The sequence below is a fragment of the Rhodococcus sp. IEGM 1409 genome, from assembly GCF_030056735.1.
GTDB lineage: Bacteria > Actinomycetota > Actinomycetes > Mycobacteriales > Mycobacteriaceae > Rhodococcus_F.
Genome location: NZ_JASHKN010000005.1, coordinates 270,212 through 295,715, shown reverse-complemented (window position 1 = coordinate 295,715; position 25,504 = coordinate 270,212). Strand labels below are relative to the sequence as shown.

At 62.2% G+C, this 25,504-nt stretch carries 24 protein-coding genes; 3 read left to right on the top strand and 21 right to left on the bottom strand.

From position 1 onward, the window contains the following. Positions 1-2: 2 nt before the first annotated feature. From QM716_RS16630 to mftA, 19 genes are all read right to left on the bottom strand, one after another. Complete coding sequence (locus tag QM716_RS16630) at positions 3-818, bottom strand: SDR family NAD(P)-dependent oxidoreductase (RefSeq protein ID WP_283305122.1); 816 nt, start codon at positions 816-818, stop codon at positions 3-5. A gap of 44 nt (positions 819-862) precedes the next feature. Continuing rightward, entirely contained in the window at positions 863-2,353 is a 1,491-nt protein-coding gene (locus QM716_RS16625; RefSeq protein ID WP_283305121.1) for a flavin-containing monooxygenase, read from the bottom strand. A 150-nt stretch (positions 2,354-2,503) separates the two neighbouring features. Further along, entirely contained in the window at positions 2,504-3,292 is a 789-nt protein-coding gene (gene eutC / locus QM716_RS16620; RefSeq protein WP_283305120.1) for an ethanolamine ammonia-lyase subunit EutC, read from the bottom strand. Further along, positions 3,289-4,713: an ethanolamine ammonia-lyase subunit EutB gene (locus tag QM716_RS16615; RefSeq protein ID WP_283305119.1), complete on the bottom strand. Its 1,425-nt coding sequence runs from the start codon at positions 4,711-4,713 to the stop codon at positions 3,289-3,291. The genes eutC and QM716_RS16615 overlap by 4 nt, the downstream gene beginning before the upstream one ends. Then, on the bottom strand, positions 4,710-6,182 hold the full coding sequence (gene eat / locus QM716_RS16610) for an ethanolamine permease (RefSeq protein WP_283305118.1): 1,473 nt from the start codon (positions 6,180-6,182) through the stop codon (positions 4,710-4,712). Before eat ends, QM716_RS16615 begins: the two co-directional genes overlap by 4 nt. A gap of 141 nt (positions 6,183-6,323) precedes the next feature. Further along, positions 6,324-6,884 (bottom strand): DUF779 domain-containing protein, encoded by a 561-nt coding sequence (locus QM716_RS16605; protein WP_283305117.1) that lies wholly within the window; start codon positions 6,882-6,884, stop codon positions 6,324-6,326. Positions 6,885-6,989: 105 nt separating this feature from the next. Then, positions 6,990-8,513 carry an aldehyde dehydrogenase gene (gene adh, locus QM716_RS16600; RefSeq protein WP_283305116.1) on the bottom strand — a complete coding sequence of 508 codons (1,524 nt, stop codon included), beginning with the start codon at positions 8,511-8,513 and terminating at the stop codon, positions 6,990-6,992. 143 nt (positions 8,514-8,656) lie between these two features. Then, on the bottom strand, positions 8,657-9,970 hold the full coding sequence (locus QM716_RS16595; RefSeq protein ID WP_019744245.1) for a sigma-54-dependent transcriptional regulator family protein: 1,314 nt from the start codon (positions 9,968-9,970) through the stop codon (positions 8,657-8,659). 106 nt (positions 9,971-10,076) lie between these two features. After that, positions 10,077-11,558, bottom strand: coding sequence for a mycofactocin dehydrogenase MftG (mftG, locus tag QM716_RS16590; protein ID WP_283305115.1), 1,482 nt, complete (start codon positions 11,556-11,558; stop codon positions 10,077-10,079). Beyond that, a complete protein-coding gene (gene mftF / locus QM716_RS16585) occupies positions 11,555-12,952 on the bottom strand; it encodes a mycofactocin biosynthesis glycosyltransferase MftF (protein WP_283305114.1) in 1,398 nt (465 codons plus the stop codon). The genes mftG and mftF overlap by 4 nt, the downstream gene beginning before the upstream one ends. 97 nt (positions 12,953-13,049) lie before the next feature. After that, complete coding sequence (gene mftE, locus QM716_RS16580; RefSeq protein WP_283305113.1) at positions 13,050-13,742, bottom strand: mycofactocin biosynthesis peptidyl-dipeptidase MftE; 693 nt, start codon at positions 13,740-13,742, stop codon at positions 13,050-13,052. Between the two features lie 121 nt (positions 13,743-13,863). Then, positions 13,864-15,102: an HNH endonuclease signature motif containing protein gene (locus tag QM716_RS16575; protein ID WP_283305112.1), complete on the bottom strand. Its 1,239-nt coding sequence runs from the start codon at positions 15,100-15,102 to the stop codon at positions 13,864-13,866. A gap of 52 nt (positions 15,103-15,154) precedes the next feature. Then, a complete protein-coding gene (locus QM716_RS16570) occupies positions 15,155-17,104 on the bottom strand; it encodes a mycofactocin system FadH/OYE family oxidoreductase 2 (RefSeq protein WP_283305111.1) in 1,950 nt (649 codons plus the stop codon). After that, on the bottom strand, positions 17,104-17,931 hold the full coding sequence (locus QM716_RS16565; protein WP_283305110.1) for a mycofactocin-coupled SDR family oxidoreductase: 828 nt from the start codon (positions 17,929-17,931) through the stop codon (positions 17,104-17,106). The genes QM716_RS16570 and QM716_RS16565 overlap by 1 nt, the downstream gene beginning before the upstream one ends. After that, positions 17,928-19,859, bottom strand: coding sequence for a mycofactocin system FadH/OYE family oxidoreductase 1 (locus QM716_RS16560; protein ID WP_283305109.1), 1,932 nt, complete (start codon positions 19,857-19,859; stop codon positions 17,928-17,930). The genes QM716_RS16565 and QM716_RS16560 overlap by 4 nt, the downstream gene beginning before the upstream one ends. A 26-nt stretch (positions 19,860-19,885) precedes the next feature. Further along, a complete protein-coding gene (gene mftD / locus QM716_RS16555; RefSeq protein ID WP_283305108.1) occupies positions 19,886-21,064 on the bottom strand; it encodes a pre-mycofactocin synthase MftD in 1,179 nt (392 codons plus the stop codon). Positions 21,065-21,104: 40 nt separating this feature from the next. Continuing rightward, a complete protein-coding gene (mftC, locus tag QM716_RS16550) occupies positions 21,105-22,319 on the bottom strand; it encodes a mycofactocin radical SAM maturase (RefSeq protein WP_283305107.1) in 1,215 nt (404 codons plus the stop codon). 76 nt (positions 22,320-22,395) lie between these two features. Then, positions 22,396-22,683, bottom strand: a complete 288-nt coding sequence (mftB, locus tag QM716_RS16545) for a mycofactocin biosynthesis chaperone MftB (RefSeq protein ID WP_007728309.1) — start codon at positions 22,681-22,683, stop codon at positions 22,396-22,398. Then, positions 22,668-22,763, bottom strand: coding sequence for a mycofactocin precursor MftA (mftA, locus tag QM716_RS16540; protein WP_063836238.1), 96 nt, complete (start codon positions 22,761-22,763; stop codon positions 22,668-22,670). The genes mftB and mftA overlap by 16 nt, the downstream gene beginning before the upstream one ends. Before the next feature lie 150 nt (positions 22,764-22,913). Here mftA and mftR point away from each other — a divergent pair, with 150 nt between their 5' ends. After that, positions 22,914-23,513 (top strand): mycofactocin system transcriptional regulator MftR, encoded by a 600-nt coding sequence (gene mftR / locus QM716_RS16535; protein ID WP_283305106.1) that lies wholly within the window; start codon positions 22,914-22,916, stop codon positions 23,511-23,513. Positions 23,514-23,543: 30 nt separating this feature from the next. Beyond that, positions 23,544-24,377, top strand: coding sequence for a mycofactocin oligosaccharide methyltransferase MftM (mftM, locus tag QM716_RS16530; protein WP_283305105.1), 834 nt, complete (start codon positions 23,544-23,546; stop codon positions 24,375-24,377). Positions 24,378-24,383: 6 nt separating this feature from the next. On the opposite strand, the gene QM716_RS16525 is transcribed toward mftM, so the two are convergent. Beyond that, the gene (locus tag QM716_RS16525) at positions 24,384-24,587 is read right to left on the bottom strand and encodes a DUF4287 domain-containing protein (RefSeq protein ID WP_283305104.1); all 204 of its coding nucleotides are present in this window, start codon (positions 24,585-24,587) and stop codon (positions 24,384-24,386) included. Positions 24,588-24,728: 141 nt separating this feature from the next. Between QM716_RS16525 and QM716_RS16520 the strand changes: the two genes are divergently transcribed. Then, complete coding sequence (locus QM716_RS16520) at positions 24,729-24,941, top strand: TOBE domain-containing protein (protein ID WP_003942061.1); 213 nt, start codon at positions 24,729-24,731, stop codon at positions 24,939-24,941. Between the two features lie 16 nt (positions 24,942-24,957). Here the strand turns inward: QM716_RS16520 and QM716_RS16515 are convergent, their stop codons facing one another. Next, entirely contained in the window at positions 24,958-25,383 is a 426-nt protein-coding gene (locus tag QM716_RS16515; RefSeq protein ID WP_283305103.1) for a DUF6314 family protein, read from the bottom strand. Between the last annotated feature and the right edge of the window lie 121 nt (positions 25,384-25,504).

Genomic DNA, 25,504 nt, shown 5'->3' with positions numbered 1-25,504 from the left:
CGTCACCTTGCACGACGGTCCAACTCCGCAGTCAGCCGGGTGACCTCGCTGTCATGCTCCAATATGAAGTCCGACACCGGGTTGACCATGCCGCGCAACCACGAGACCGGAATCCAGCGGCCGGGTACCTGGATGCGAGGTGCGCGCCTGCCAACACCCCGAACCACCGCTCGCGACAGCTTTTCCGGGGTTATCGGGCGCCGCAAGAAGCCTGGGAAGGCACGCGAGACGAGCGACGTCGCAATCGCGTCGCCGCCGAACGCGATGTCGGCGATCGGAGTTGCCACCCATCCGGGATAAAGGACACCCGCACTTGCTCCGGTTCCGGACAGCTCTGTCCGGAGCGCCCGGCCGATCTGCTCGACAGCAGCCTTGGACGCTGCGTACGGGGCATTGACCAGTCCGTTGAGGTATGCGTATGTCGACGACGTGACGAGCACGTAGCCACCGGAGCCGAGAATGTGTGGCAGCGCAGCGCGCACGGTATTCCAGACTCCGAGAAGGTTGACGCCGATCACCCGTTCGAAAACACCGTCTTCGGCCGAGCGAATTGTCAAAGCTGCTGGACCACTGGATATTCCGGCATTCGCAAACACAATGTCGAGTCGGCCGAATGTGTCGATGGTGGCAGCGATCGCCGCGTCGAGTTGCTCGCGCTTGGTCACGTCGGCATGAACGAGCAGTACCCGGTCCGGCCCCAGGCGGTCTGCGACGGCATCGACGTCGGACAGTTTCAGGTCGACCAGCACGACAGACGCACCGTTTCGGTGCAACGCGCCGGCCACCGCCGCTCCGATTCCGCCGCCGGCCCCAGTCACGAAGACAACGCTGTCGCGCCGCTGCCGAGGCTTTCGGATGGACATCACGACTGCGCGCCGTCGACGACAGCGAATCTTGTTACCGCAGACTGGATATAGTGATCTTTCCGGCGGAACCGCCGCGCCCACCGGCGGAAGGTGAAACTGAAGCCGGGGAACATGGCTACGACGTGACCGGAACGAGACTGATACCAGCTGTGGCAGCCACCCTCCTTCCAGACCGTGCCCTCCATCTCCCGATGAATCTTCTCGGTATATGCCTTCTCTGCATCCTCTCTGACTTCGATCGACACCGCTCCGGCTGCGGTCACCGCAGATATGGCTTGTACGATGTACTCCATCTGAGCCTCGATGAGGAAAATCGCCGATGTATGCCCGATACCGGTATTGGGGCCGGTCACGATGAACAGATTCGGGAATTGGGGGATCGTCGTACCGAGATATGCGCGGGGATAGGGGTTCCACGTCTCGGCCAGTTCGCGCCGGCCGCGGCCGATGACCGGATAGGAGATGAGACCGTCGGTCGCGTCGTAGCCGGTAGCCCACACCAGCAGGTCGACGTCGACACGCGCTCCACTCGTGGTCACGATGCCGGTTTCGGTGATTTCGGCAATGCCGTCCTCTCGGTCGTGCACCGAGACGTCGGGCGAACCCAAGGCTGGATAAAGCTTGTTGGACAAAATGATTCGCTTGCACCCGATAGTGTAGTCCGGGGTGATCTTGGCGCGGAGCTTGTCGTCGGTCACCTGCGACTTCAAGAGACCGCGAGCCTTCCTCTCGGCAACAAGTCGCAGACCCAGCTTCGAGTACTTGAACCCGACGATCCTCGTTTCGAGACTCCAGTAGATGGTTGAACGCACTGCTCGGCGAATCAGGCTCACCTTCAACAACTTCCGCTGCAACGGGGTGAAGTCACGGTCGGGCCGCGGCATCACCCAGTGCGGAGTTCGCTGGAATACGTGCAGGTGCGCCACGTCGGGCTGGATCGCCGGAATCACCTGCGCGGCACTCGCCCCACTTCCGACGATCGCTACACGTTTGCCTCGATAGTCGTAGTCGGTATCCCAGTCATTCGTGTGGAACTGGGCTCCGCGGAAGCGATGTCGTCCGGGATATGCGGGAATCACGGGTGAACTGAGTGGCCCGGACGCATTGATCACGAACCTTGCCAGGTAGTCACCGCGAGAAGTCGAGATGAACCAATGATCCCCACACCACTCGACCTTGGTGACGTTCGTATCGAGATGAGTGAGTGCAGCCAGACCGTTGGACTCGATGACGTGCTCGGTGTACCTCTCGAGTTCGTCCTGCTCAGCGAACATTCGGGTCCACTCGAACGGTTCGGAAGCAATCGAATACAACGGGCTTTGGACGTCGACTGCAGCGCCCGGATAGCGATTCTGCCGCCACGTCCCCCCGGCAAACGACCGTCGTTCCAAGATGACGAGGTCATTGATTCCTTGTTCCAACATAGCCTTGGCTGCGCACTGCCCGCCAATCCCGCTTCCGACAACTACAACTGTGTAGACATGCATCGAGCCCCCCGGCGCCGAATATCATCTGATGATGAAGAACATCACTTTAGGGTGACCGCGCTCGATCCGCAACGCCGACTTTCTGCAGGATCGGGATGCAGTGTCTGGACCGACTCCGGTCGCTCGGGCGAGATATGAAGGGCAGGAGACTCAGTCGAGCGTGATGGCCTCACCTGAAGCCACCACGCCTGTGGTCACAGCGTCGGCGCGAGAGGTGTCCTTGAGGTCGACGCCGGAGCGGCCCAACTGGCGCGCTCCCGCCACCAACCCCAGGACGACACGAGCAGCCTGCTCGTATCCGAGACCCTCGGGCGGGTGGACATTGGAAATGCAGTTTCGATCCGCGTCGGTACGACCGACGCGCGGAAGGTGAGTCAGATAGATCCCGACGCTGTCCGCAACAGAGAGCCCTGGACGTTCGCCGATCAGGACGATCGCCGTCTGCACTCCCATCGCGGCGGCGATGTGATCGCCCAGTGCAACACGAGCGTTCGTGGCGATCACGGGCGGCGCTATGGAATACCGCTCCCCCAGCACCGTGACCAATGCGGACAGGAGTTGTTCGCCGTGGTCCATCAGCGCGCGCGGGGATAGTCCGTCGGCGAGGATGAATCCGATTTCCTTGTCGGAACTCGTGATCGCACTCAGGTCGGCAGGCTGGCGTCCCAGATCTGGCCGCCGGAGATACTCGCTACGCGTGGAGACGCTGCTCGCCACCACCGCCGGCGCCCCGATGCCCACCCCTTCGACCCGGCTGGCAAGCGTCTGCGAATCGAGTGGCTCGTGGACTGCGTCGCGAGCTGCGGCGTGCGCTGCCTTGAATTCGAGAACCCGTTTGGTGGGCAACGAATCACCGGCACGACCCAACCCGATACGCGATTGCGTGGTCTTGCGCAGTGGACCCCAGAAATCGAGGATCGGAGCCTGATCTTCGGTCATGAGTTCACCGTCAAAGCCCGCAGGGGTGAGATCCCGGCATCGATCGGAAGAACCCGACCGTTCGAGTCCGTCATCCCCAAATTGTGGAGCCACGTCTCGAATTCCGGTGCCGGTTGCAAACCGAGCACTTTGCGGACGTACAGCGCGTCGTGGAACGCCAGACTTTGATAGCCGAGCATCACGTCGTCAGCGCCAGGGACCGCGATAACAAACGCAGCGCCGGCGACGCCCAGCAAGGTGAGTAGGTTGTCCATGTCGTCTTGATCGGCTTCGGCGTGGTTGGTGTAGCAGACGTCCACTCCCATCGGTAGCCCGAGTAGTTTTCCGCAGAAGTGATCTTCCAAGCCCGCACGAATGATCTGCTTGCCGTCGTAGAGATACTCGGGACCGATGAAGCCGACCACCGTGTTGACCAGTAGCGGTTCGAGATCACGTGCCACCGCGTATGCTCTCGTTTCGAGAGTCTGCTGATCGACCGGGGCGCCGCCGGTGCCGTAGTGCGCCCCTGAACTCAGGGCGGACCCCTGCCCCGTCTCGAGGTACATGACGTTGTTGCCGACCGTTCCGCGGTTCAAGGAACGCCCGGCCTCGTTACCCTCACGCAACAGCGGAATATTCACTCCGAAACCGGAATTCGCGCCTTCGGTGCCGGCGATCGATTGAAAAACCAGATCGACCGGCACTCCCGATTCGATCAGTCCGATCGTGGTGGTCACGTGCGAGAGCACGCACGACTGAGTCGGGATCTCGAAACGCTGACGGATGTCGTCGAGCAGGTGGAGCAGATCCGAGGTGGCCTGGGGCGAATCCGTCGCGGGATTGATACCGATGACGGCGTCGCCGCATCCCATCAGGAGGCCGTCGAGTGTTGCCGCCGCGATGCCGCGCGGATCGTCCGTCGGGTGATTCGGTTGCAGGCGAGTGCTCAACCGTCCAGCCAGACCGATGGTCGTGCGGAACCCCGCAGTGACCGTGATGGCCTTGGCGACAGCGATCAGGTCCTGATTGCGCATGATCTTGCTGACCGCGGCAACCATTTCCGGGGTGAGCCCGGGACTGACGGCAGACAAGCGTGCGGAAGCTTCCGGTGCCGACGCAGTCTCGAGCAACCAGTCCCGCAATCCGCCGACGGTCAGGTGCGCCACCGGCGCAAAGGCCAGGCGATCGTGGCTGTCGACGATGAGCCGAGTTACCTCGTCGTCCTCGTACGGAACCAAAAGATCCTCGAGGAATATCGTCAAGGGAAGATCAGCCAGAACCCATTGGGCAGCAGCACGTTCGGCGTCGGAGCTTGCCGCACAACCGGCGAGCTCGTCGCCTGAGCGCAGCGGTGTCGCCTTCGCCATCAGATCGACGAGACCGTCGAACGAGTAGTTGGTTCCGGATACCTGCTGGTGATACTTGGCCATCCCGCGACTCATCCCAATTCTTCTTCCGCCTGTGCAAGTACAGCAAACTCCTCGTCCGGCGAGTTGGCAACAAGGTGGTGACGACTGTAGAGGCCGAAGTAGGCCATCAGAACACCGAAGGCGACCAACGTCAGCAGTGCCGCAACGGGATCGACCAGGAAGGTGGCCACCACTGACACTGCTGCGATCACGAGTGCAAACGAGGTGGTGACGATGCCGCCGGGCGTGCGGTAAGGGCGCGGCATGTTCGGCTCACGCTTACGAAGGACGATGTGACTCACCATCATCAGGACGTAGCTGACGGCCGCGCCGAACACCGCCATGTTGAGCAACATGGCACCTTCACCGGTGAGTGAGAGCGCGAAGCCGATGATTCCGGGAACGACGAGCGCAAGAGTGGGTGCCTTGCGCTTGTTGGTCACCGACAGGTTCTTCGGCAGGTAGCCGGCACGTGAGAGCGCAAACGTCTGACGTGAGTATGCGTACATGATCGAGAAGAAGCTCGCGACCAGACCGGCAAGCCCGATGTAGTTGACCGCCTTCGCCGCTCCGCTGTCCCCCAGAGCCTCGACGAGCGGATTTCCGGAGGTGGACAGGGCGTCGGCACCGAGCGCGCCGGTAGCGAGGAAGAGAACCGTTGCGCCTGTGACGATCAGGATCAACATGCTGATGATGATGCCCCGCGGGACGTTCTTCTCCGGCTCCCGCGCTTCCTCGGCGGCCAGCGGCACACCTTCGACGGCAAGGAAGAACCAGATCGCGAAGGGCACGGCGGCCCAGATACCCAGCAGACCGAACGGCAGGAACGACGACGATCCGACTGCACTGGTGTCGACGGCGATATCGGTGAGGTTGGACGAATCGAAAAGGCCGACAGCCGAAACCGCGAACACAATCAGGCCGACAAGTGCGATGGCCGTGATGATGAACATCGCCTTGAGTGCCTCACCGGCACCGGTGAGGTGAATTCCGATGAAGATCGCGTACACCGCGAGGTACACCCACCACCCGTCAGTGATCCCGAACAGGTTCAGGGACTCGACGTACGCACCGATGAAGGTCGCGATCGCTGCGGGCGCTATCGAGTACTCGATGAGAATTGCTGTGCCGGTGGCAAATCCACCCCAGGGCCCCATGGCCCGTCTGGCGAACGTGTACCCGCCGCCCGCAGCAGGAAGCGCCGACGACATCTCGGCCATACCGAGCACCATCGCCAGGTACATACCCGCAATGACGACAGCCGCGATGAGAAGACCACCGAAGCCTCCTTCGGCCAGTCCGTTGTTCCAGCCGGCGTAGTCACCGGAAATCACATAGCTGACGCCCAACCCCGCAAGCAGCACCCACCCTGCTGTTCCCTTTCGGAGTGTTCGTTTCTCCAGATACGAATTGTCTTCCGCATGGAAGTCGGCGCCGTCGTGGTGTGCACCCGCGGCACCGGCGTTTTTCCCGGTTGCGTGGTCGGAAAGAGACATGTCCATCCTCTGAATCAGTCAAGAATGAGACGACGCACGGTGGATGCGTCGCGTGAAGTGAACGGTATGTGGGCGATGTACGGAGAAGGTCGCCTGGAGATGACCGCTCTGTTAACTGGCTGTCATGTGGTCGGCCCCCGCGTTTCTTCAGGCCCGGCGGGCCGCACCCGGCACCGGGCAGGCGTCGACGGCCTCGGCGACCACCTGGGGAACTGTCGGCGGCAAAGGCCGCACGCCCGATTCCCAATCGGCGCCTACTAGAATGCTCGACGCACTGAGTGCTTCGTTCTCTTCCGGTGTGAATGCCCTTGCTCGACTGAGGAATCTGAATCCTTCAGGAGACTCCAAGCTGAATCCACTGCCTCGCCCGGGCACGACGTCCAGAACCAACTGGGTGTGCTTCCAGGCTTCGAACTGTGATCCGGAAATCCAGACCTGTACAGCGTCCGTTCCGGTGGGAAGGTTTTCGGGAATCTCTCCGACAGCGAGCCGGAGGTCGACAATTCCAAGTAGTACGTCACGGTCTCCGACGATGAATTCCCCTGAGGGATAGCACATCGGGGCGGAGCCGTCACAGCATCCACCGGATTGATGCATCATCAGTTCGCCGTGAGTCCCGCTGAGGCGGCGCAGGAGGTCAGCCGCCCCAGCGGTGGTCACCAACCGGGGTGGAACGGCGCCGGTATCGGGTGTCACCGTGGCGCTCATTCCAACCTCCGTGTTGTTGTGCAGGCGTGTTGTTGTGCAGGTTTGCGTGTTGCAGTCGTGCTCACCGGCACCCGCAGCGAGGGGCTCACGGGTGCCGGGGGTCGATCAGAAGAAGCCCTGAGCCTTCTGGGCGTAGCTGACCAGGAGGTTCTTGGTCTGCTGGTAGTGCGAGAGCATCATCAGGTGGTTCTCGCGACCGATGCCGGACTGCTTGTATCCACCGAAGGCGGCGTGTGCCGGGTACTGGTGGTACGTGTTGGTCCAGACGCGACCGGCCTGGATGTCGCGCCCTGCGCGGTACGCAACTCCGCCATCGCGGGACCAGACACCGGCACCCAAACCGTAGAGGGTGTCGTTGGCGATTTCGATGGCCTCGTCGTAGTCCTTGAACGAGGTGACCGAGACGACGGGTCCGAAGATCTCTTCCTGGAAGATGCGCATCTTGTTGTTGCCGGTGAACACCGTCGGCTGGACGTAGTAGCCGCCGGACAGGTCTCCGCCGAGTTCGGCCCGCTCGCCGCCCGTGATGACCTTGGCGCCTTCGGCCTTGCCGATCTCGATGTACGAAAGAATCTTCTCGAGCTGGTCGTTGCTGGCCTGCGCGCCGATCATGGTGTCGGTGTCGAGCGGATCTCCTTGGCGCACAGCCTTGGTCCGGATGGCTGCCATCGCGAGGAACTCGTCGAAGATGTCTTCCTGGATCAGCGAACGCGACGGGCAGGTGCAGACCTCGCCCTGGTTGAGGGCGAACATCGTGAAGCCCTCGAGCGCCTTGTCCTGGTAATCGTCGTTGGAGGCGAGAACGTCGGAGAAGAAGATGTTGGGGCTCTTGCCACCGAGTTCGAGGGTGACGGGGATGAGGTTCTGCGATGCGTACTGCATGATCAGGCGACCGGTGGTGGTTTCGCCGGTGAACGCGATCTTCTTGATTCGCGGGCTCGACGCCAGCGGCTTTCCGGCCTCCACGCCGAAGCCGTTGACGATGTTGAGAACACCGGCCGGCAGCAGGTCACCGATGATGCCGATGAGATGCAGGATCGAGACGGGTGTCTGCTCGGCAGGCTTGAGCACGATGGCATTGCCGGCAGCGAGGGCGGGAGCAAGCTTCCACACGGCCATGAGGATCGGGAAGTTCCACGGAATGATCTGGCCGACTACACCGAGCGGCTCGTGGAAGTGGTAGGCCACGGTGTCGGAGTTGATCTCCGAGAGCGAACCTTCCTGTGCGCGAATAGCTCCCGCGAAGTAACGGAAGTGATCGATGGCGAGCGGAATGTCGGCGTTGATGGTCTCGCGGATCGGCTTGCCGTTGTCCCACGACTCGGCGAGTGCGATCGATTCGAGGTTCTCCTCCATACGGTCAGCGATCTTGTTCAAGATGATCGCGCGCTCGGCGACCGAGGTCTTGCCCCAGGCCGGAGCTGCTGCGTGCGCTGCGTCGAGAGCGAGCTCGATGTCTTCTGCGGTGGAACGAGCCACATCACAGAAATTCTGTCCGGTCACCGGTGTCGGGTTCTCGAAGTACTGACCCTTGACCGGAGCAACCCATTCGTTGCCGATCCAGTTGTCGTATCGAGACTGGAAGGACATGATCGCGTCGGCGGTACCTGGGCGGGCGTACACGGTCATTGCAAGCTCCTATGTAAACGTGTTCTTCCTGGGCGCACCCACCAAATCGGTGACTGCAATCCCACCCCCCGATGGGGTGTGATTCACAACACTAGGAGTTGCAACGTTGCAAGTACGTTGCGTGCGAGAAACGCAGCTGATTCTCAGATGCCCAATTGGCGGTCGAGGAGATCAATTCTTGCTTGGACCTGCGAATACAGCGGAGATTGCGGATCCAACGTGGAGAGGTAGGCCTCCCACACGACGGAGTCTTCGCGGCCGTGTACGGACGTGGTCCACCGGGCCAGGAGGTTCGCGTCGCCTCCACGCAGCAGAGCTGCCTGAACCCTGGTGCGCAGTTCTTCCCGTACCTCTTCGATCCCGGGAGAGGCCGAGCCTGCAAGCACGGGGCCCGAATACAGTTTCATCGCCGTCGCCGCGTCTCCGCGATCCAACGCTGCCCGCACGTCGCCGACGTCTGTCGTGAACTCCGTGATGATCCGATAGGGGCGCGAAGCCAGCCGGTCCGCGCCGAAAACCTTACGAAGCCGCGACATTTCCGCACGAATGGTCACTGCGTCGAGTTCACCCTCGTCGAGCAGGACTGCAAGGTGGTCGGAGCTGAGACCCTCCGGATGTTCGGAGAGCAGCAGGAGAATTTCGGCGTGCCGCTGCGAAATCGGAATTCGGTCGCCACCGCGAACCAGCGTCGGCCGGCCGGCACCGAAGGTTTCGAGGCGCGGAGCCGTGGCGCTGAGCGGGATGGGCGAGTTCAAGAGGTGGAATCGCAATTCCGATTCGGCGGCAGCAACAGTTGCACGGATCAGCGACAGCACTTCGGGAACCGCGACCCTGGGTCCACCGGTGATGTCGATGGCACCGAGGATTTGCCCAGTGGTGGGGTCGTGGACGGGTGCGGCCGAACAACTCCAGTCGTGCACGGTTCGGTTGAAATGCTCGGATCCGAAGATCTGTACGGAGTGATCGAGAGCAAGCGCCGTTCCCGGCGCGTTGGTACCGACACGATCTTCGCTCCAGTCGGCGCCTTCGACGAAGTTCATGGACAACGCCTTGTCCTTGGCCGAGTTGTCACCCTCCACCCAGAGCAGTCGACCGTGTGCGTCACTGATCGCGATCAGCAAGCCGGTCTCGGCGGCATCTTCCACCAGCAGTTTCCGGATCACCGGACGTATCAGTGACATGGGATGCGCGGATCGATACTTTTCGAGCTCCAGTCCTTCGAGCATTTCGGGGTTGCCGACAACGTCGGGATTTACTCCCTTGTTGCGGCTCCGCATCCAGGATTCGAGCACGACCGAACGGACATGGGAGTCGTCGGTAAGTCCTTGGCCGGGCACGCCCCGGGCATCGATGAACGACTGATGGGCAGAGGAAAGTCGCCGCGCAAGTAACGCGACGTCATCGCCTGGCCTGACCGCCACCCACGGGTTGCCGGACACAGCCTGTTCACGTGCCATATTTTGCGTTCCTCCGCTCCGTGGACCACTGTAACGCCGATCACAGCTCATCGGCGAGAACGACCATTCGGTTCGCCTCTCGGTACCTGCCTGTTGCCGCCCGTGGTCACTCGTCACCGAGCAAGATGGCGCTTGCTCGTTCCGCGACCATCACTGCGGTCGCGTGCGGGCCGCGAGTCGGGATCGTCGGCAGGATTGACGTGTCAACAATACTGAGCCCTTGCACACCGATCACACGGCACCGACCATCGACGACTGCGAACGGGTCCGACTCGGCCCCCATCACGCAGCTACCGGACATGTGCAACGACGTTCCTAGACGGGATTCGATCCACTCGTCGGCGTACTCCACAACGGGGCGGTCGATCAAACCGGTCTCGGCGATCGACTCGAGAAGATTCTCGGCGATCTGAATCCCTTCCCGCATGGCAGCTCGATCGTGCGCCGACGCGACGTAGTTGTATCGAATACGCGGCGCCCCAGCGGGATCCCCCGATGCCAGTTCGATGCTTCCCCGACTGCGCGGCGCCATGAGGACCACCCCGACGCCGTGATCCATGCGAGGCACACCGGGTACCAAGTCAGTGAAAGACGAAGTGTACGGCCGGATTTCGAGCTCAGCGAGATTGAGGGCCGTCTCCAGCACCGGAGTCTGCGATCGAATCGTTCGGGGCGTCGAAAAATTGCACGGCAGAAGCACTTCCGGATGGTCGACGAAGTTCTGTCCGACGCCTGGTAGGTCGAGGATGACGGAAACTCCTTGCTCTGCAAGTTGTTCCGCTGGACCGATGCCGGAATTCAATAGAATGTGTGGCGTCGCCACCGCACCCGAACACACGATCACGTGGTCGGCACGAATGCGCCGGACGTTACCGCCGTCGAGTACCTCGACGCCGATCGCACGGGTTCCCGAGAACGCGATGCGAATGACGTTCACGCCGGATTCCACCCGCAAATTCGGGCGGTGCAACACCGGCATCAGATAGGCGATCGCAGTACTGATCCGACGATGATCCGCCACGTTCAGTGGAACCCGGCCCACGCCGAACGAGTCGGGCGCATTCTTGTCGACGTCGTCGGGGAAGCCAGCCGCGAGCGCTGCGGCCTGGAACTCACCGCTCAGTGGATGCAGTTGGTCCCACGCTCGACGCTCGACCGGGATCGGACCGGCGCTCCCGTGGAACTCGCCCTCGAAATCGCGATCGGATTCGGACTTCTTGAAGTACGGCAATACGTCCTCGTATCGCCACGAACTCGGCCAGTTCTCGAAATCAGCGCGGGTTGCGCGGGTGAAGTACGCACCGTTGACGGCCCCGGACCCACCGAGTGTCCGCCCGCGCGCAATCGTGGACGCCCGACGCGGGGTCAGCTCGACCGGATACGTCCACGTGTATTCGCTTGCAGGTCCGACCGGCAGTCGGTACGGATCACTCAGGACGTCCGGAAGTTCGAGCGTCGAACGGTATCCGCTTCCCGATTCGAGGAGCATCACCGCGGCGGATGGATCTTCACTGAGCCTGGCTGCGACGACGCAGCCACACGTGCCACCACCGACAACCAGGAAATCTGCGTAGTCGGCTTCTGTCACTTGGTGATTCGAGGTTTCAGCGCCGCGCGGTCGCGGGCGTCGAATGCGCCACGCCAGAGTCCGGCTCCATACGCGATGTCGTCTGCTCGTTTGAAGAAGACGTACCGAACCGGTCCCAGTCCGCCTGGCTCACGGTGGCGATACCAGTCCACCAACCCTTCGGCGACGGCCGCTGCGACGGCCAGTCGTCGTATTCGACGGGAGGCGATCACCGCCAAGAGCGTCACGGGCCAGTAGTGACGACACATCGCCGATGCGAGTTGCCAGAACCCGCCGACAAACCCTTGCGCGGTGAGGATCGCCGCGATCCGGGTGGGCTGGCTCAGACCGGTGAACATCTTTCGCAGCCGGTAGACGGTAAACAGCAAAGCGCCGAGTGCGCCGGCAAGACCGGAACGTGTCAGTGTTGCGGCGGCGATGCACGCGAAGAGCGTCGAGAACGACATGGCCATCGGCGGAACCGAACCCTCGTGCCTGGCAGCCAACGGCGCCGCACCCGTGCCGTAGAACGCACGTCTGGAGAACCACTTGTCGAACTGCACTCGATGATCGTGAGCGACGTGCGCTACCGGCTCGTACCGTAGGCGCCAACCTGCTGCCTGGAGGCGCCAGCAGAAATCGACGTCCTCTGCTACCTCGAGACTCTCGTCGAAACCGTTGCATTCGAGCGCTACGTCGCGCCGAACGATCACGGCCGCGCTGGGAACATAGGCGACCGGACTGCCCGACTTCACCGCAGCTTCCTTGCGTCCGAGGTCGAGAGACGATCGCATGTTCTCGTACCGCGCCAGCGCCGTCCCGTACGGATCGAGGGCGACGATTCGGGGCGCAACGAGGGCAACCCCTGGATCGCTGAAGTGACCCAACATCAACTCGAGCCAACCGGCACGCGGGATGACATCCGAGTCGAGGAAAGCAACGAAACGTGTTTGGGCCGAATGCAATCCCGAGTTCCGTGCCGCCGAGGGTCCGCGGGCGCTCTCGTGCCGCACCACTGTGATGGTGCCGGTGCCCGGGCAGGCGCGCCGAGGTTCCACCGGCACTTCCGAACCGTCGTCGACAACGATGACGGTCAGATCCTTGAGGACGGGCAGCAGGCGTTCGACGCCGGCCTGGTTGTCCTTGACCGGAATCACGACCGTGACATCCGCAGCGGACGGCGTCGACATCGGACGAGGATTCGCGACACCCGAATCGAGTAGGTGTCGAGCAACCGCAGCGCTCTGCTGATCGACCACCTCGAGGAAGCCGTCACCGATCATCGCCGCAGCCGTCGGCGCCAGCTTGAGCATCCGCGTCGGAGATCCGCCGATGAGTACCCGGCCACCCGAGTACGTGCGCACCTTGGGGTCCAACCGAATGCCGAAGCCGTCGGGGAGTCTTGCTGGTCGCATCAGATGATCGTAAGGGACGTAGCCCGTCGTGCTGCAACTCGTCGCAGCCTCGAAAGCCGTCGCAGGTGGACCGTCCGCCCCCACTCGGTCGTGGTCGTCACCGAAGCCTCCCATCCGGACCAGGCTCCCACCGGGCCAGTCCATCCGTCACGCGTCCTACCAACTCACCGAAGATGTATGCGCCGTCTTCGGCGGTAGCCCCGACTGGATTGCCGAGAACGCCGTTTTGCGACACAGCGACCATACCGCCCGAACGCATTCCTGGCATCAGGTCTGAGATAGGAGACAAATTTCCTGCCTCAGCAAGGCTCATATGCACCAAATCGGGCGAAAGGTGCAGCAATAGGCTCGTTTCAGTGTGTCCGGCATGCGCGTCGGCACCCGGAACAGCGCACGGCACCCAAGCGGCATCACGCCCCTCATACCGCAGAAGTGCCACCGCTTTGGCCAATACGGGTCCATTTCCGCCGTGGCCGTTGACGAACAGAACCCGCTTCGCCCACCTGAATGCGGACCTTCCGTATTCGACAACGACGATTTCCATAGCCTCGGCACCGATCGAGATAGTGCCGGCAAAACTTTCGTGCTCGCCGCTCGCTCCGTATTCGATGGCCGGGGCGACGACGACGTCAGGCAGAGCCTGTGCGACTGCTCTCGCGATCCGAGTGTCGGTATCGAGGGGCAGATGCCGACCGTGTTGTTCGAAAGAACCGACCGGGACCACGACGGTGAGCGCAGTGCCCTCGAGCGCCGGACTCGGGATAGCAGCAAGGTCACGCGGAGAACTCATCCCCCGATGGTATTGGTGTCGGCCCCTCCCACTGCAACACAGCATGCGCAACACAGCATGCGTGTACCCCGGGGCATGGTTCATCCCCGGTGTACACGCTGACGTTTTCAGTTATGTCCGTTCAGGCGGCCGTCGGTGGACTGTTCCCGCCGATCGGCTGTTGGTACGGATCAACAGACATCGGCGGGTAGAACACCGTTTTTCGATCGGGGCCTATCTCCACCCGCCACTGCGTGTGGTGCATCGTCCGATGATGATGGCCGCACAACAAGATCAGATTGTCGAGATCCGTTGGGCCACCATCACTCCAGTGAACAATATGATGAGCATCGCACCACCCGACGGAGTCCCACACCCCCGGAAACGCACACCCACCATCGCGCACCGCCAACGCCCGCCGCTGCGGAACCGTCGCCGTTCTCACTTCCTTGCCGCACTCGAGCGGAACACCTTTCTCATCCAACAAGATTCGAGTGACCGTGCAGTCGCAGGCCAACATCCGGGCGGTATCGATGCTGATCGGGCCCACCCAATCTGCCCACGCGAACCCCAACTCTTCTGTCGACGGCAACAAGTCCTTCAAAGCCTGCATATCGGTCATGTCCTTCGCCGATGCGGTCACAGTGATGTGCGGTTTCACGCCGCCTTCGATCGGACCCAACCCCGCCCGCTCGTACCGCCGCAGTAATTCGCAGAACCCGTCCGCCCGCCGTAGTGCCGGAGTGCGGGTGTCTTTGACGCCGTCCTTCTCCGGCGTCGGCGCCGACAGGCTCGACAGCAACGTGATCAGACGGGCACCGTTGATCGCATCCAGATCGCCTTTTAGGGTGACTCTGCCGTACAAGCCTGTCGACGCGTAGAACTCGTTACGCTCCGAATCTTCCCCAACTGGAACGCCTTCTTCGCGTTTGCCGTACTGCCTCTCGACCCGCCGGATCGCCGCTCGCACCGCATCACAATCCGCAATATTCTTCGACGCCAACCCCAACAAGATTCCGCGGGCCTTGTCCACATCCGCCGGGGTCATGTTCTTCGGTGGATGCTGACAAAACGACGCCACCTGGCGGGCTTTCAACGCATCCACATCCCCGCGGTGAAACGCATCCGCGACAACAGGTTCGAGCAACAGCAGCCTCGCCAAACCGACCAGCAGACTGCACTCACCGATCTCCAAATTCGTCGAACCATGCAACCACTGCGCGATCGCCCGAAAACCCTTCCCGACCACAGTCTCCCGGGAAAACATCTCCACAATCAGCAACACCATCCGCGACTGCAACTCGTGCCGGACGCGCACCAGATCCAGAACCTCACTCTCGAGGTCCTCGCCATCCAGCTGCCACGCTCCCCGACTGTCCATACCGAAAGCTTAATCGAACATACATTCGAGAACCAGAGACAAAACGGACGACTTAAATCGTCAACGCAACCCGATGACCCTCGATGACCGCGGCATGCGAACGTCTCGGCGACAACGCGTCACCGATTCGAAAGATCTCGAAAGAACTCCCCTGCAACGCATTCCAAAGATCATCGACAGGTTCCTGCTGCGTCGCGAAGACCACCCAGTCGACCGCGACTTCCTCGACCTCACCCGTCGGAAGGTGCACCAACCCCACGAGAGGCAAGGCCCCAGCGCTCACGGAAGTCACCATCACATCTGTCCGTTGCACGATCGACTTCTCGAACGCCCGGCGGTTCCACGCCTCGAAATCCAGGGTGATGCTCAGGTCCTGCGCGACCACCATGCCGTTGGTCGCGATCGTCACAGCACAACCTCGATCAGCGAGGAATTCCGCCACCGACGTACCTTGATGGAATCCCAACTCGTCGTACACGAGCACCGTTCCACTCGGCAGAGCCTTACCGTCGAGAACTTCTCGCACACCCACCACGCGCTCAGATCCGCCCGCCCACGCCGGTCGCACAGGCCGTGCCCCGGTTGCGATCACGACCACGTCGGGCGCCCGCTCCTCCACGATCGCGAGATCAGCTCCAACACCCAGCTCGATCGTGACACCGCTTCGGCGACACTCCGATTCGAGATTTCGGACGAGGTCGGCGAGCTCACGGCGGGCCGGCACCACCGAGGCGGTAAGAATCTGTCCGCCCAGTCTTCCTTCACGCTCGAACAGCGTCACCGAATGACCTCGCTCGGCCGCGGTAGCTGCAGCTTGCAGACCGGCAGGGCCGCCACCGACCACCACCACGGGGCGACCTCGTCGCCGCGGCATCGGAAGTGGGACCGATTCCCGACCAGCGCGCGGATTTTCGGTGCACCCCAACCAACGCCCCAGACCCATCCGCCCGACGCATTCCTGGTTGCAGGACAGGCAGGTTCGCACCTGTGCCGACTGACCGGCACGCGCCTTGTTCACAAAATCCGGATCGGCGATCTGCCCGCGAACTACACCCACCAGATCGCACACACCTTCCTCGAGTGCAGCTTCGGCTTGCTCCGGCGTCTTGAAACGGCCGACTCCGACGACTGGAAGGTCGACTACCTCCCTGATCGCAGACGGGACGAAGTTGGCGTAGCCGGCGGGAACAGCCATCGACGCTTCGACCAGATGCAGTGTTTCCGTGGCCATTCCGACGGTGGTGTTGATGTAGTCGACGTGACCGTCAGCTTCGATGAGTTGGGCGGTGGCTACCGCGTCGGACAGTTCGATCCCACCCCGCGTTCCTTCGTAGCCGCTCAGGCGCACGCCGAGCACACGATCCGGGCCGACGGCCTCACGAAGTACCCCCAGCACCTCGAGCAGGAAACGCGCACGATTTGCCACACCCCCGCCGTAGCGATCGGTGCGTAGGTTCGTCGAGGGTGCAAGAAAGGCGCGCACGATGGACGACTGCGACGCCTGCAATTCCACCCCGTCAAAGCCACCGGCGACGCAGTTGCGCGCAACTAGTGCGAACCCTGCGAGAATCTCGGCGATGTCCGCGTCGTCGACCGCTTTGGGCACCTCGCGAAACAACGGATCGGCGACCGCACTCGGCGCCAACAGCGGCAATCGCGAATAGGTTCCAGCGCCCTGACCGCCATTGTGGTTGATCTGCGCGAGAATCGACGAACCATGAGCATGAACGGCGTCGGTGATCCGCCGGTACCCCACGATCGCGTCGGGCCGATAGCCTGCAATCATCTTCTCGTACGGTCGATCCGAAGGATGCGTCGAGTGTTCCTCGGTGATGATCAGACCCGCACCGCCGCGTGCCCGCGCCTCGTAGTAGCTTGCGTGCTGCTCCGTCGGCAACCCGTTCTCCGCGTAATTGGTCAGGTGTGCGGAGAACACAACCCGATTGCGGAGTGTCAGGTTGCCCAGGCGCAGTGGCGCGAAGAGGCGCGGGTACGGCGTCATCAGACCTTGGAGTTTCCTTGATCGAGCGCGATATGACTTGCCGTGACGGTGCGTGAACCGTCACCGGCGAGCCACAGGACGGTGTCGGCAATCTCGTCAGGTTCAGCGAAAGCAATGTCCGAGAGGATCGGAGTGAAGTTGGGAAGGTACTGCGGGAACTTGGCAAATACCTCGAGTGCGCCCTGGTCGACACCCATCGGCGTATTGACTCCGTAGGGATGGATCGAGTTGACCCTGATCTTGTACTCCCCCAGTTCCTTTGCCGCGGCCTGCGTCAGCCCGACCAAGCCGAACTTGGCGCTCGCGTAATGCGCTTGCCCGGGTAGCGCCTTGAGTCCCGCCACCGAACTGACCACGATGATCGATCCACCGCGCCCACCGTCGATGATCGCCGGTACCGAGGCCTTGAGTGTCTTCCAGACTCCGGTCAGGTTGATGTCGATCAGCGTCTCCCACTGCTCGTCCGACATTTCCCAGAATCGATTCCAGTTACAGACGCCGGCATTGGCGACCACGATGTCGAGACGTCCGAACTGCTCGACACCGTCCTTGACCACCGCGGTGAGCGCTGCGCCGTCACGGACATCGACCTCGCGCGCAAGGATCTTCCCGCCCTCCCCTTCGACCAGGCGCACCGTCTCGGCAAAGTCCTCGGAAGTTGCTGCCTCGTAAGAATTGTCCGACGCCACCGACGCGCACACGTCGACAGCAATGATCGCCGCTCCCTCGCGCGCCATCTTGACCGCGTGCGCACGTCCTTGACCGCGCGCTGCGCCGGTGATGAAAGCAACGCGGCCTTCGAGCGAACGAACTGAACCCTGTGTCATGAGATAGCCCTCTCTGCAGAATTGAAACTCGTTCTAGTAGTAAACCCTGCAAAGCGGCCTTCGCGGATGGATTCGAGAACAGTTCTCGGGGCAACCGAGTCCCCCACCCGGATGCACACGGTTTCATTCAGGGTTTCGTCCGGCAGACGGGGCGAGCAGTCGATCAACACTTCGCACTCGAGCCGAGACCGCTCACCGCTGTAGACGTGTTCGACCCAGACTGCGTCTCCAACGATTTCGACGACACGAGACAAGAGCACTCGGGTGATCCCGGCCTGCTGGATACGGGTGTTGGCGCCGACCAGATCCCCACTCGCGCCGAGCCTCGAACCGACGATGGTGTCCGGGGTGACAATCGAGGCGCAGACGCCCTTGTCCGCGAGGGCTTCTGCGAGCGCCACCGCGATCGGTCCACCGAGTGGATCGATCAGCACTACCGGACCCGGCCCCACCGTAGCGAACTTCTCGAAGGCCTCCGATGCATCCAGCCATCGAACCGAGTCGTCGATCGGATATGCCGGTGGCCGCGCAGCACTACCGGTGGCAACCACAACCAGCTCGCCCCGCCTGCGTGCGTCGTCGAGATCCTGTGCGTCGATCGCCACCCCGGTTCGCATCGTCACCCCGCTTCGACGGCATTCGTCCTCGAGCCACTGGGCGAGGAGTGTGAACCGGCTGCGGCCGTCACCTCGCGCGAAAGTTCGGATCATGCCGCCGAACTGCGATGAACTCTCGACGAGTGTGACCGAGTGTCCCCCGGCCGCCGAGATCCGCGCAGCTTCCATTCCGGCGGGACCCCCACCCACGACGAGGACGGCTCCCGGTGTCGAAATCTGCTCTCGCTCATCGGGGTCCACCGTCTCGAAACCCGCGCTCGGATTTCCGACGCACGTCACCAGCGGATTGCGCGGATCACGCACCAGGCACGTCTGATTGCAGAGCACGCACGGCCGAGGACGATCGCCGCGCGCAGCTTTCACGACCACGTCAGGGTCCGCGATCTGTGCTCTCGTCATCTCCACGAACTCGGCTATTTCCAGCGCTGCGTGAGCGTCGGCAAGATCAACGACACTCCCCTGCACGACAACGGGAATCGAGACCGCTGCCTTGATCCGAAGGCACAGGTCGAGGTTGAAGTTCGTCGTGCAGTGAAAGTCGGGACGGTACCGGTCAGCCGAATAGAGTCCACCTCGGACGACGACAAGGAGATCGAGGAGCGGAGATACTTCACGCGCAAAGCCTGCGGCAAGATCGGGTGTCAATCCCGCCCACGGTGCGTCCTCGTCGCAGGACAACCGCAAGGAGACAACGTGGTCCGGTCCGAGTTCCTCACGCACTCCCGAGATGACCTCACGAAGAAGGCCAGCGCGATCAGTGCCGTATCGATCTTGTCGAGTATTGGTCAGGCCCGAAAGGAATTGCCGCAGAATACTTCGAGGGCCGGCATCAAGTTCCACTCCGTCCATTCCCGAAGCGATCGCCAGCGCCGCCGCTTCACGAAAGCCCGCTATCAGCTGGTCGATTTCCGGCTGTCCCATTGCCATCGGCAACTCGCGCGTCACCGGGTCGGCTATCCGCGACGGTCCCCACAGCACCGATTGTGAATATGCGCTCGAACCCTGCATCCCGGTATGACCGAGACCGGCAAGAACCACTGTTCCGTACGGAGCGCACGCAGTCGAGATCGACTGCCACCCCGGGCCACACTGCGACGCCAGCGGTGCTCGCTCGTACGGCCAGTCGTTGGCCACTACCGACGCCACTTCGGTGACGACGATCCCGGCACCGCCCTCGGCGCGGCGTTGGTAGTACGCGCGGTGTCGATCCGAAAGGTCGCGGCCGAGAGCCAGATTGGTCTCGTGCGGACCGAAAACAACCCTGGACCGGACGGTGCGTCCGGCCAGGGTTGTGTGTTCGTGAAGGCTCAACTCACAGCTCGATCAGAGCCGGAGATTCAGCTCGCACCCAGCGTGCGGGTGAAGCCTTCCGGGATCACCAGGTCCGCCGGGCTCAGTTCGGTGATGGACGAGTGGCCTAGGCCCATCAGTCCCGAGTCGATGCCCATCCGCATCAGGTCGAGCACGTTCTCGACACCGGCCTGGCCGTTTGCCGAGAGGCCCCACAGGTACGCGCGCCCGAGCATGACGGCCTTGGCTCCGAGGGCGAGCGCCTTGACGACATCGCCGCCGCGTCGAATGCCGCCGTCGAGAACAACTTCCACCTGATCGCCCACGGCTTCGGCAATGCCCGGGAGAACGCGGATCGGAGCGGGAGTGCCGTCGAGGTTGTTACCACCGTGGTTGGAGACGGAAATCGCGGAGACGCCTGCGTCGACAGCTCGCTTGGCGTCGTCGATGCGCATGATTCCCTTGAGCATGAAGGGCCCGCCCCACTGCTCACGCAGCCAGGCAATGTCTTCCCACGTCGGAAGCGGAGTCTGCATCCACTCGCCGTACGCGCCGAAGAACGTCGGCGCCGGCTGACCCGGCGCCGCAAGGTTCGGGGTGGTCAGATCCGGGATCTTGCCGGTTTTGGCGAACTCCAACAACCACTTCGGGCGCATGATGCCCTCGGGCGCAAACTGGAACATCGCCTTGAGGTCCATCTTTTCGGGGATTGACGGGCTGCCCCAGTCGCGACCGTACGAGAAGGACCAGTCGGTGGTGATGATCAGGCCCTTGGCACCGGCGGCGCGAGCACGCTCCATACGCTGCAGGAGCACGTCGCGGCTGCCGACCCAGTACATCTGGAAGAACACCTGCGGGTTGGCTGCCGCAACTTCTTCGATGGACTTGCTGGCGAAAGAACTCAGGCCGATCGCCGTTCCCCGTGCTGCGGCCGCTCGAGCCACCGCTACCTCGCCGTCGGGGTGCACTGCCTGCACACCGGTCGGCGAAATCATCACCGGAAGCGAAATGTCCTGCCCCATAACGGTGGTAGCCATGTTCCGCTCGTTCGGCAAGCCGGCCGCATGCGGAGCGAAACCCAGTTCACTGTAGGCCGCGACATTGTCGTCGACGGTCAGACCCTTTTCGGATCCGGCCACCAGCGCCGCATACACGGACTTGGGGAGCCTCTTCTGCGCACGTCGCTGTGCTTCAGCGACGGTCTCGAAGAATGCGTTCTTTGCCATCAGTCAAACCTCTCGTATCGCAAGTGGCCGGAAAGGCTACTTACATTCCCGCAAGCGGGTTTTCGTCACAAATCTTGGCGGGGGGACGCATCATCAGTGTCAGTGGCACCGATGCACGCGGGGTTTTACGTTGACCGGAACGTGAGTGGTCGACGCTGGACTTGGGGATCTCTCCCGCGCCGGCCAAGGCCATTTCACCGTTTCCGATGACGCACTCGGGATCAGGACCGTCCATCGGCAGCCCGGTGAAGAACTTGGCTGCCATGCAGCCACCGCGGCAGGAGTCGTAGTGGTTGCACTTGCTGCAGGCACCACCGGTCTGCGGCGAGCGCAGTTCTTCGAACAGGTCCGAGTGCTGCCAGACTTCCTGGAATCCACCGTCTTTCACGATATTTCCGGCAAGGAACTGATCGTGAATCGCGAAAGGGCACGCGTACACGTCACCGACCGGGTCGATCAGGCACACGACACGGCCAGCGCCACAGAGATTGAGACCAGGCAGTGCATCGCCGAACGCGGAAAGGTGGAAGAACGAGTCGCCCGTCAGGACGCCCTCACCGTTAGCCACCAGCCAGTTGTAGAGCTCACGCTGCTGCTCGGGGCGTGGGTGCAGGTCGTCCCACACGTCGGCGCCGCGGCCCGAAGGACGCAGTCGAGTGATGCGCAGGGTCGCGTCGTACTTGTCGGCGAGAGCCTTGAACTCGTCGAGCTGACTGACATTGTGCCGCGTGACGACCACCGAAATCTTGGCGTCCTTGAAGCCGGCTTCCTTCAGGTTCGCGAGAGCGCGCTCAGCCATCGCGAACGAACCAGGCCCGCGCACAGCGTCATTGACCTCAGCGGTGGCACCGTCGATGGAAATCTGCACGTCGACGTAGTCACTGGCGGCAAGGCGCGCCGCGACCTTCTTGTCGATCTTCACGCCGTTGGTGGAGAACTTCACACCAACCTGGTGGTCCGTCGCGTAGTCGACGAGCTCCCAGAAGTCGGAGCGTACCGTCGGCTCGCCGCCACCGATGTTGACGTAGAAAACCTGCATACGCTGCAGCTCGTCGATGATGGACTTGCACTGCTGCGTGCTCAGCTCGTTGGGGTCACGCCGACCCGACGACGACAGGCAGTGCACGCAGGACAGGTTGCAGGCGTAGGTGAGTTCCCACGTCAGGCAGATCGGGGCGTCGAGTCCGAGTTCGAACTGATCGACGAGGCGACCCACCTTGGCGGGCGGGGAGGGCTGTTCAAGAACTGAGGTCATGGCTGTGTCCTCGCGAAGAAATGAAGCGGGCGAACGTGCAGAAGGGCTGTTCCGCACGTGGGGGCGAGCGTCTGGCTCAGACAGGCACGATCATGTGCGAGTCGGCGAGAGTGCTCAGCGCGCGGGCATATTGGGGAGCCGCGTCATCTTCGATGCCTTGCGCACGTAGTGCGGACCGGACATCAGGATGGTCTGGCAACGCTTTGACCACCGCAACGATGGTCGTGTTCTTCAGGAACGAGAGCTTGCGCGTTCCGAAGTGGTAGAGCAACGCCCCGAAAGGTTCGGGGCGAAGCGCTACCTGCGGGTGGAGTTTCCACCCCGCGTCGAGATCCAAAGCAGACACGGTCAGTACACGCCGCACATGCCGTCGATGGAAACTTCCTCCACGAGGGACTCCTCGACGAGGTCGTTCTCGAGCGCCTTGTTGTCACGATCTGACATGGATTCCTCCTGCGGTCGGACTCCGTCTGGAAGTCTGTAGATCAGACTTCCAACCTGGGAGTTGGTGGTCACTAGTGGGACTTCACTGTGACTCGGTTCACCACTGTAATGGCATCGAGTGCAGAATGACACACATGGAGCGAAAAAAGTATGCGTAGCCGCAAGAAACCGTCCGCTCGGATAGGCCGTCGCCCCTCCACAACGAAGGAGGGAATCAGCACGATCGGCATCGAACTGTTCTCCACAGTCGGCTTCAACGAGGTGAGCGTCGACCAGATAGCCGACGCCGCCGGCATCGCGCGTCGGACTTTCTTTCGCTACTTCCCGTCCAAGAACGCCGTTCCCTGGGGAGACTTCGACGGACATCTCGGCGAGATGCGCGAGCACCTGGATTCACTGCCCGCCGACATCCCGCTGGTCGACGCGCTCGAATCGGCGTTGTTGACGTTCAACACCTTCCCGCCGGAAGAGACTGCGGTACATCGCAAACGGATGGAATTGATCCTCGAAGTTCCGACGCTTCAGGCATACTCTGTGGTGATGTACGAAGGTTGGCGGCAGGTGGTCGCCGACTACGTCGCACGGCGAATGAATCTCGAACCGACCGATCACGGCCCACGCACGGTCGGCTATCTTCTGCTCGGGGTGGCCATGTCGGCATACGAGCAGTGGCTCACCGACGATGCACTCGAACTACCGGAACTCTTGAAAACAGGTACGCAGTCCCTGCGGACCGGCATCAGCACCTGAGAAAGCATCAGCTACCCGAGAAAGGTGATCATGTCCACCACCACAAACGAACCGGCCCTGGATTCACTGGCACCGTCGACGCCGGGCTTGTGGTCGTTCGGGCATGTAACCGTCGAACGGGTCGATTCCGGTCCGATCTCGCTCGATCGTCGAGGCGGTCGCCTCCACGTCCGGCACTCCCTCAATCCTGCCGATCTGAGCGAGCGCCTCGTCGCCGGAGTTACCTCGTCGATTCAGGACGCGGAGTTCGGTCAGGACGAATTCGAGCTGACGATGGTCGGCCTGGTTCGCTCCACCGTGGACGGCGCTCTCGAATCCTGGACCACCTACTACCGGAACTCGCTTGCCGAACTACTGGACGGCACTGCGGATTTCGCGCCGATCCACGACAAAGCCGAAAAACTGGTTCGCGGTTCCGTGCTCGATCTGGGGTCCTGCTTCGGCTTCCTGCCCCTGCGGCTCGCGCGCGCCGGAATGGACGTGACCGCCACGGATATCCTGCCCGGAACGATGATCCTGCTCGACGCGGTAGCCCCCGAACTCGGCATCAAGATCGACACGGTGATCTGCGACGCGGGGGAAGTCCCGGCTCCGGACAACAGCGCCGACACCGTGACCGCGATTCATCTCCTCGAGCACGTCGACGACTCAGTGGGCGAAGCAGTGATTGCGCAGGCACTCCGGATCGCACGTCAGAGGGTCGTCATAGCCGTCCCCTTCGAAGACGAAGCCACCGCATGCCACGGCCACATCCGCACTTTCGACCTCGAGTCGCTGCACGCAGTCGGCCGGCAGACCGGTGTGCCGTTCGAGGTATTCGAGCATCACGGCGGCTGGTTGGTGCTGGACGCTACTGCCGCCTGAAGTGAACTAGCCTTCTTTCAACGTATGCGCGACAAGAGCATTCGCGTGACCATGGCCCATACCGTGCTCCGACTTCAACCGATTCACCAATTCCATGTGCTTGGTGAGCTCTGAGCTTCGGATCAGCTCTTGCCATTCGCCGATCGGCCGACCGTACTTCTTCTCGATCGACGGAAAGTACGACGCCGGGCCCTTCACAGGTTCAGTCATGACCGGAATCTACCTCGGCCGGCCGACACCATTCGCGCAACTCTCTCGCCTGCATGTCCGCACCTGCGGAATCGCTGGGTATCCACGGGCCCGGCAGCTTAGGGTCGAAGTACACCTACCCGAGAGCACAGGAGTTCAGAGATGCGACTGTCCACACGAAATCAACTCACCGGCACCATCACCGAGGTCAACCTCGGCACCGTCATGGCAACGGTCAAGGTGAAATTGGACGGCGGGAACCAGATCGTGACTTCGTCGATCACCCGCGATGCCGCGCTGGATCTCGACCTTGAACCAGGCCAAGCTGCAACGGTATTCGTGAAGTCCACCGAGGTGACGATCGGCGTCGAATAACTGGCGAGCGCTCTGATCAGGGCCGGGTGAGATGCGTGGTCATCGTGTAGTCCTTGCTCGGCCCCGTCACGGTCCAGACGACAGTCCAGGCCGATCGATCGCCGGCAGTGACGTCGATTCGCCCGCGGTAGGTATCCGCACCGCACAGGTGCTCGACTTCCTCCCCCGGTGCCCAGTCGTGAAACTCTCTGCCGTCCTCGAATGTCACAGCCCACTCGAGACCGTGCTCGGCGATGAACAGAGTCCGGAACACGGGCAGTTCCAGATCGCCGTCACGCAGAGTGCCACTCTCGTACCAGCGCATCCGACCGTCACCGGCGTCGGCGATAGTGGTCTCTCCGAAGACATGCTTGGTGGAACCGGAAAGGCGGTCGACGATGTCGCGCTCGAAGTGCCACGTTCCTGCCAGCGCCCTCGGCTCGATCTTCGCGTCGTCAACCATGTGACGATTCTAGTGACCCTGGATTACCTGACGACACCGGAGACCGACTCGCGACGGAGTCGAACACGCTGCGGGAGTATGTTCCGAGTACACCCGGAACACGCAGGAGATTTGCACAACC

What these genes read in the sequence shown, in the direction of transcription:
- QM716_RS16625 (WP_283305121.1), bottom strand. Translation starts at nt 2,353, where the DNA reads ATGCATGTCTACACAGTTGTAGTTGTCGGAAGCGGGATTGGCGGGCAG.
- eutC (WP_283305120.1), bottom strand. Translation starts at nt 3,292, where the DNA reads ATGACCGAAGATCAGGCTCCGATCCTCGATTTCTGGGGTCCACTGCGC.
- QM716_RS16615 (WP_283305119.1), bottom strand. Translation starts at nt 4,713, where the DNA reads ATGAGTCGCGGGATGGCCAAGTATCACCAGCAGGTATCCGGAACCAAC.
- eat (WP_283305118.1), bottom strand. Translation starts at nt 6,182, where the DNA reads ATGGACATGTCTCTTTCCGACCACGCAACCGGGAAAAACGCCGGTGCC.
- QM716_RS16605 (WP_283305117.1), bottom strand. Translation starts at nt 6,884, where the DNA reads ATGAGCGCCACGGTGACACCCGATACCGGCGCCGTTCCACCCCGGTTG.
- adh (WP_283305116.1), bottom strand. Translation starts at nt 8,513, where the DNA reads ATGACCGTGTACGCCCGCCCAGGTACCGCCGACGCGATCATGTCCTTC.
- QM716_RS16595 (WP_019744245.1), bottom strand. Translation starts at nt 9,970, where the DNA reads ATGGCACGTGAACAGGCTGTGTCCGGCAACCCGTGGGTGGCGGTCAGG.
- mftF (WP_283305114.1), bottom strand. Translation starts at nt 12,952, where the DNA reads ATGCGACCAGCAAGACTCCCCGACGGCTTCGGCATTCGGTTGGACCCC.
- mftE (WP_283305113.1), bottom strand. Translation starts at nt 13,742, where the DNA reads ATGAGTTCTCCGCGTGACCTTGCTGCTATCCCGAGTCCGGCGCTCGAG.
- QM716_RS16575 (WP_283305112.1), bottom strand. Translation starts at nt 15,102, where the DNA reads ATGGACAGTCGGGGAGCGTGGCAGCTGGATGGCGAGGACCTCGAGAGT.
- QM716_RS16570 (WP_283305111.1), bottom strand. Translation starts at nt 17,104, where the DNA reads ATGACGCCGTACCCGCGCCTCTTCGCGCCACTGCGCCTGGGCAACCTG.
- QM716_RS16565 (WP_283305110.1), bottom strand. Translation starts at nt 17,931, where the DNA reads ATGACACAGGGTTCAGTTCGTTCGCTCGAAGGCCGCGTTGCTTTCATC.
- mftD (WP_283305108.1), bottom strand. Translation starts at nt 21,064, where the DNA reads ATGGCAAAGAACGCATTCTTCGAGACCGTCGCTGAAGCACAGCGACGT.
- mftC (WP_283305107.1), bottom strand. Translation starts at nt 22,319, where the DNA reads ATGACCTCAGTTCTTGAACAGCCCTCCCCGCCCGCCAAGGTGGGTCGC.
- mftA (WP_063836238.1), bottom strand. Translation starts at nt 22,763, where the DNA reads ATGTCAGATCGTGACAACAAGGCGCTCGAGAACGACCTCGTCGAGGAG.
- mftR (WP_283305106.1), top strand. Translation starts at nt 22,914, where the DNA reads ATGCGTAGCCGCAAGAAACCGTCCGCTCGGATAGGCCGTCGCCCCTCC.
- mftM (WP_283305105.1), top strand. Translation starts at nt 23,544, where the DNA reads ATGTCCACCACCACAAACGAACCGGCCCTGGATTCACTGGCACCGTCG.
- QM716_RS16525 (WP_283305104.1), bottom strand. Translation starts at nt 24,587, where the DNA reads ATGACTGAACCTGTGAAGGGCCCGGCGTCGTACTTTCCGTCGATCGAG.
- QM716_RS16520 (WP_003942061.1), top strand. Translation starts at nt 24,729, where the DNA reads ATGCGACTGTCCACACGAAATCAACTCACCGGCACCATCACCGAGGTC.
- QM716_RS16515 (WP_283305103.1), bottom strand. Translation starts at nt 25,383, where the DNA reads ATGGTTGACGACGCGAAGATCGAGCCGAGGGCGCTGGCAGGAACGTGG.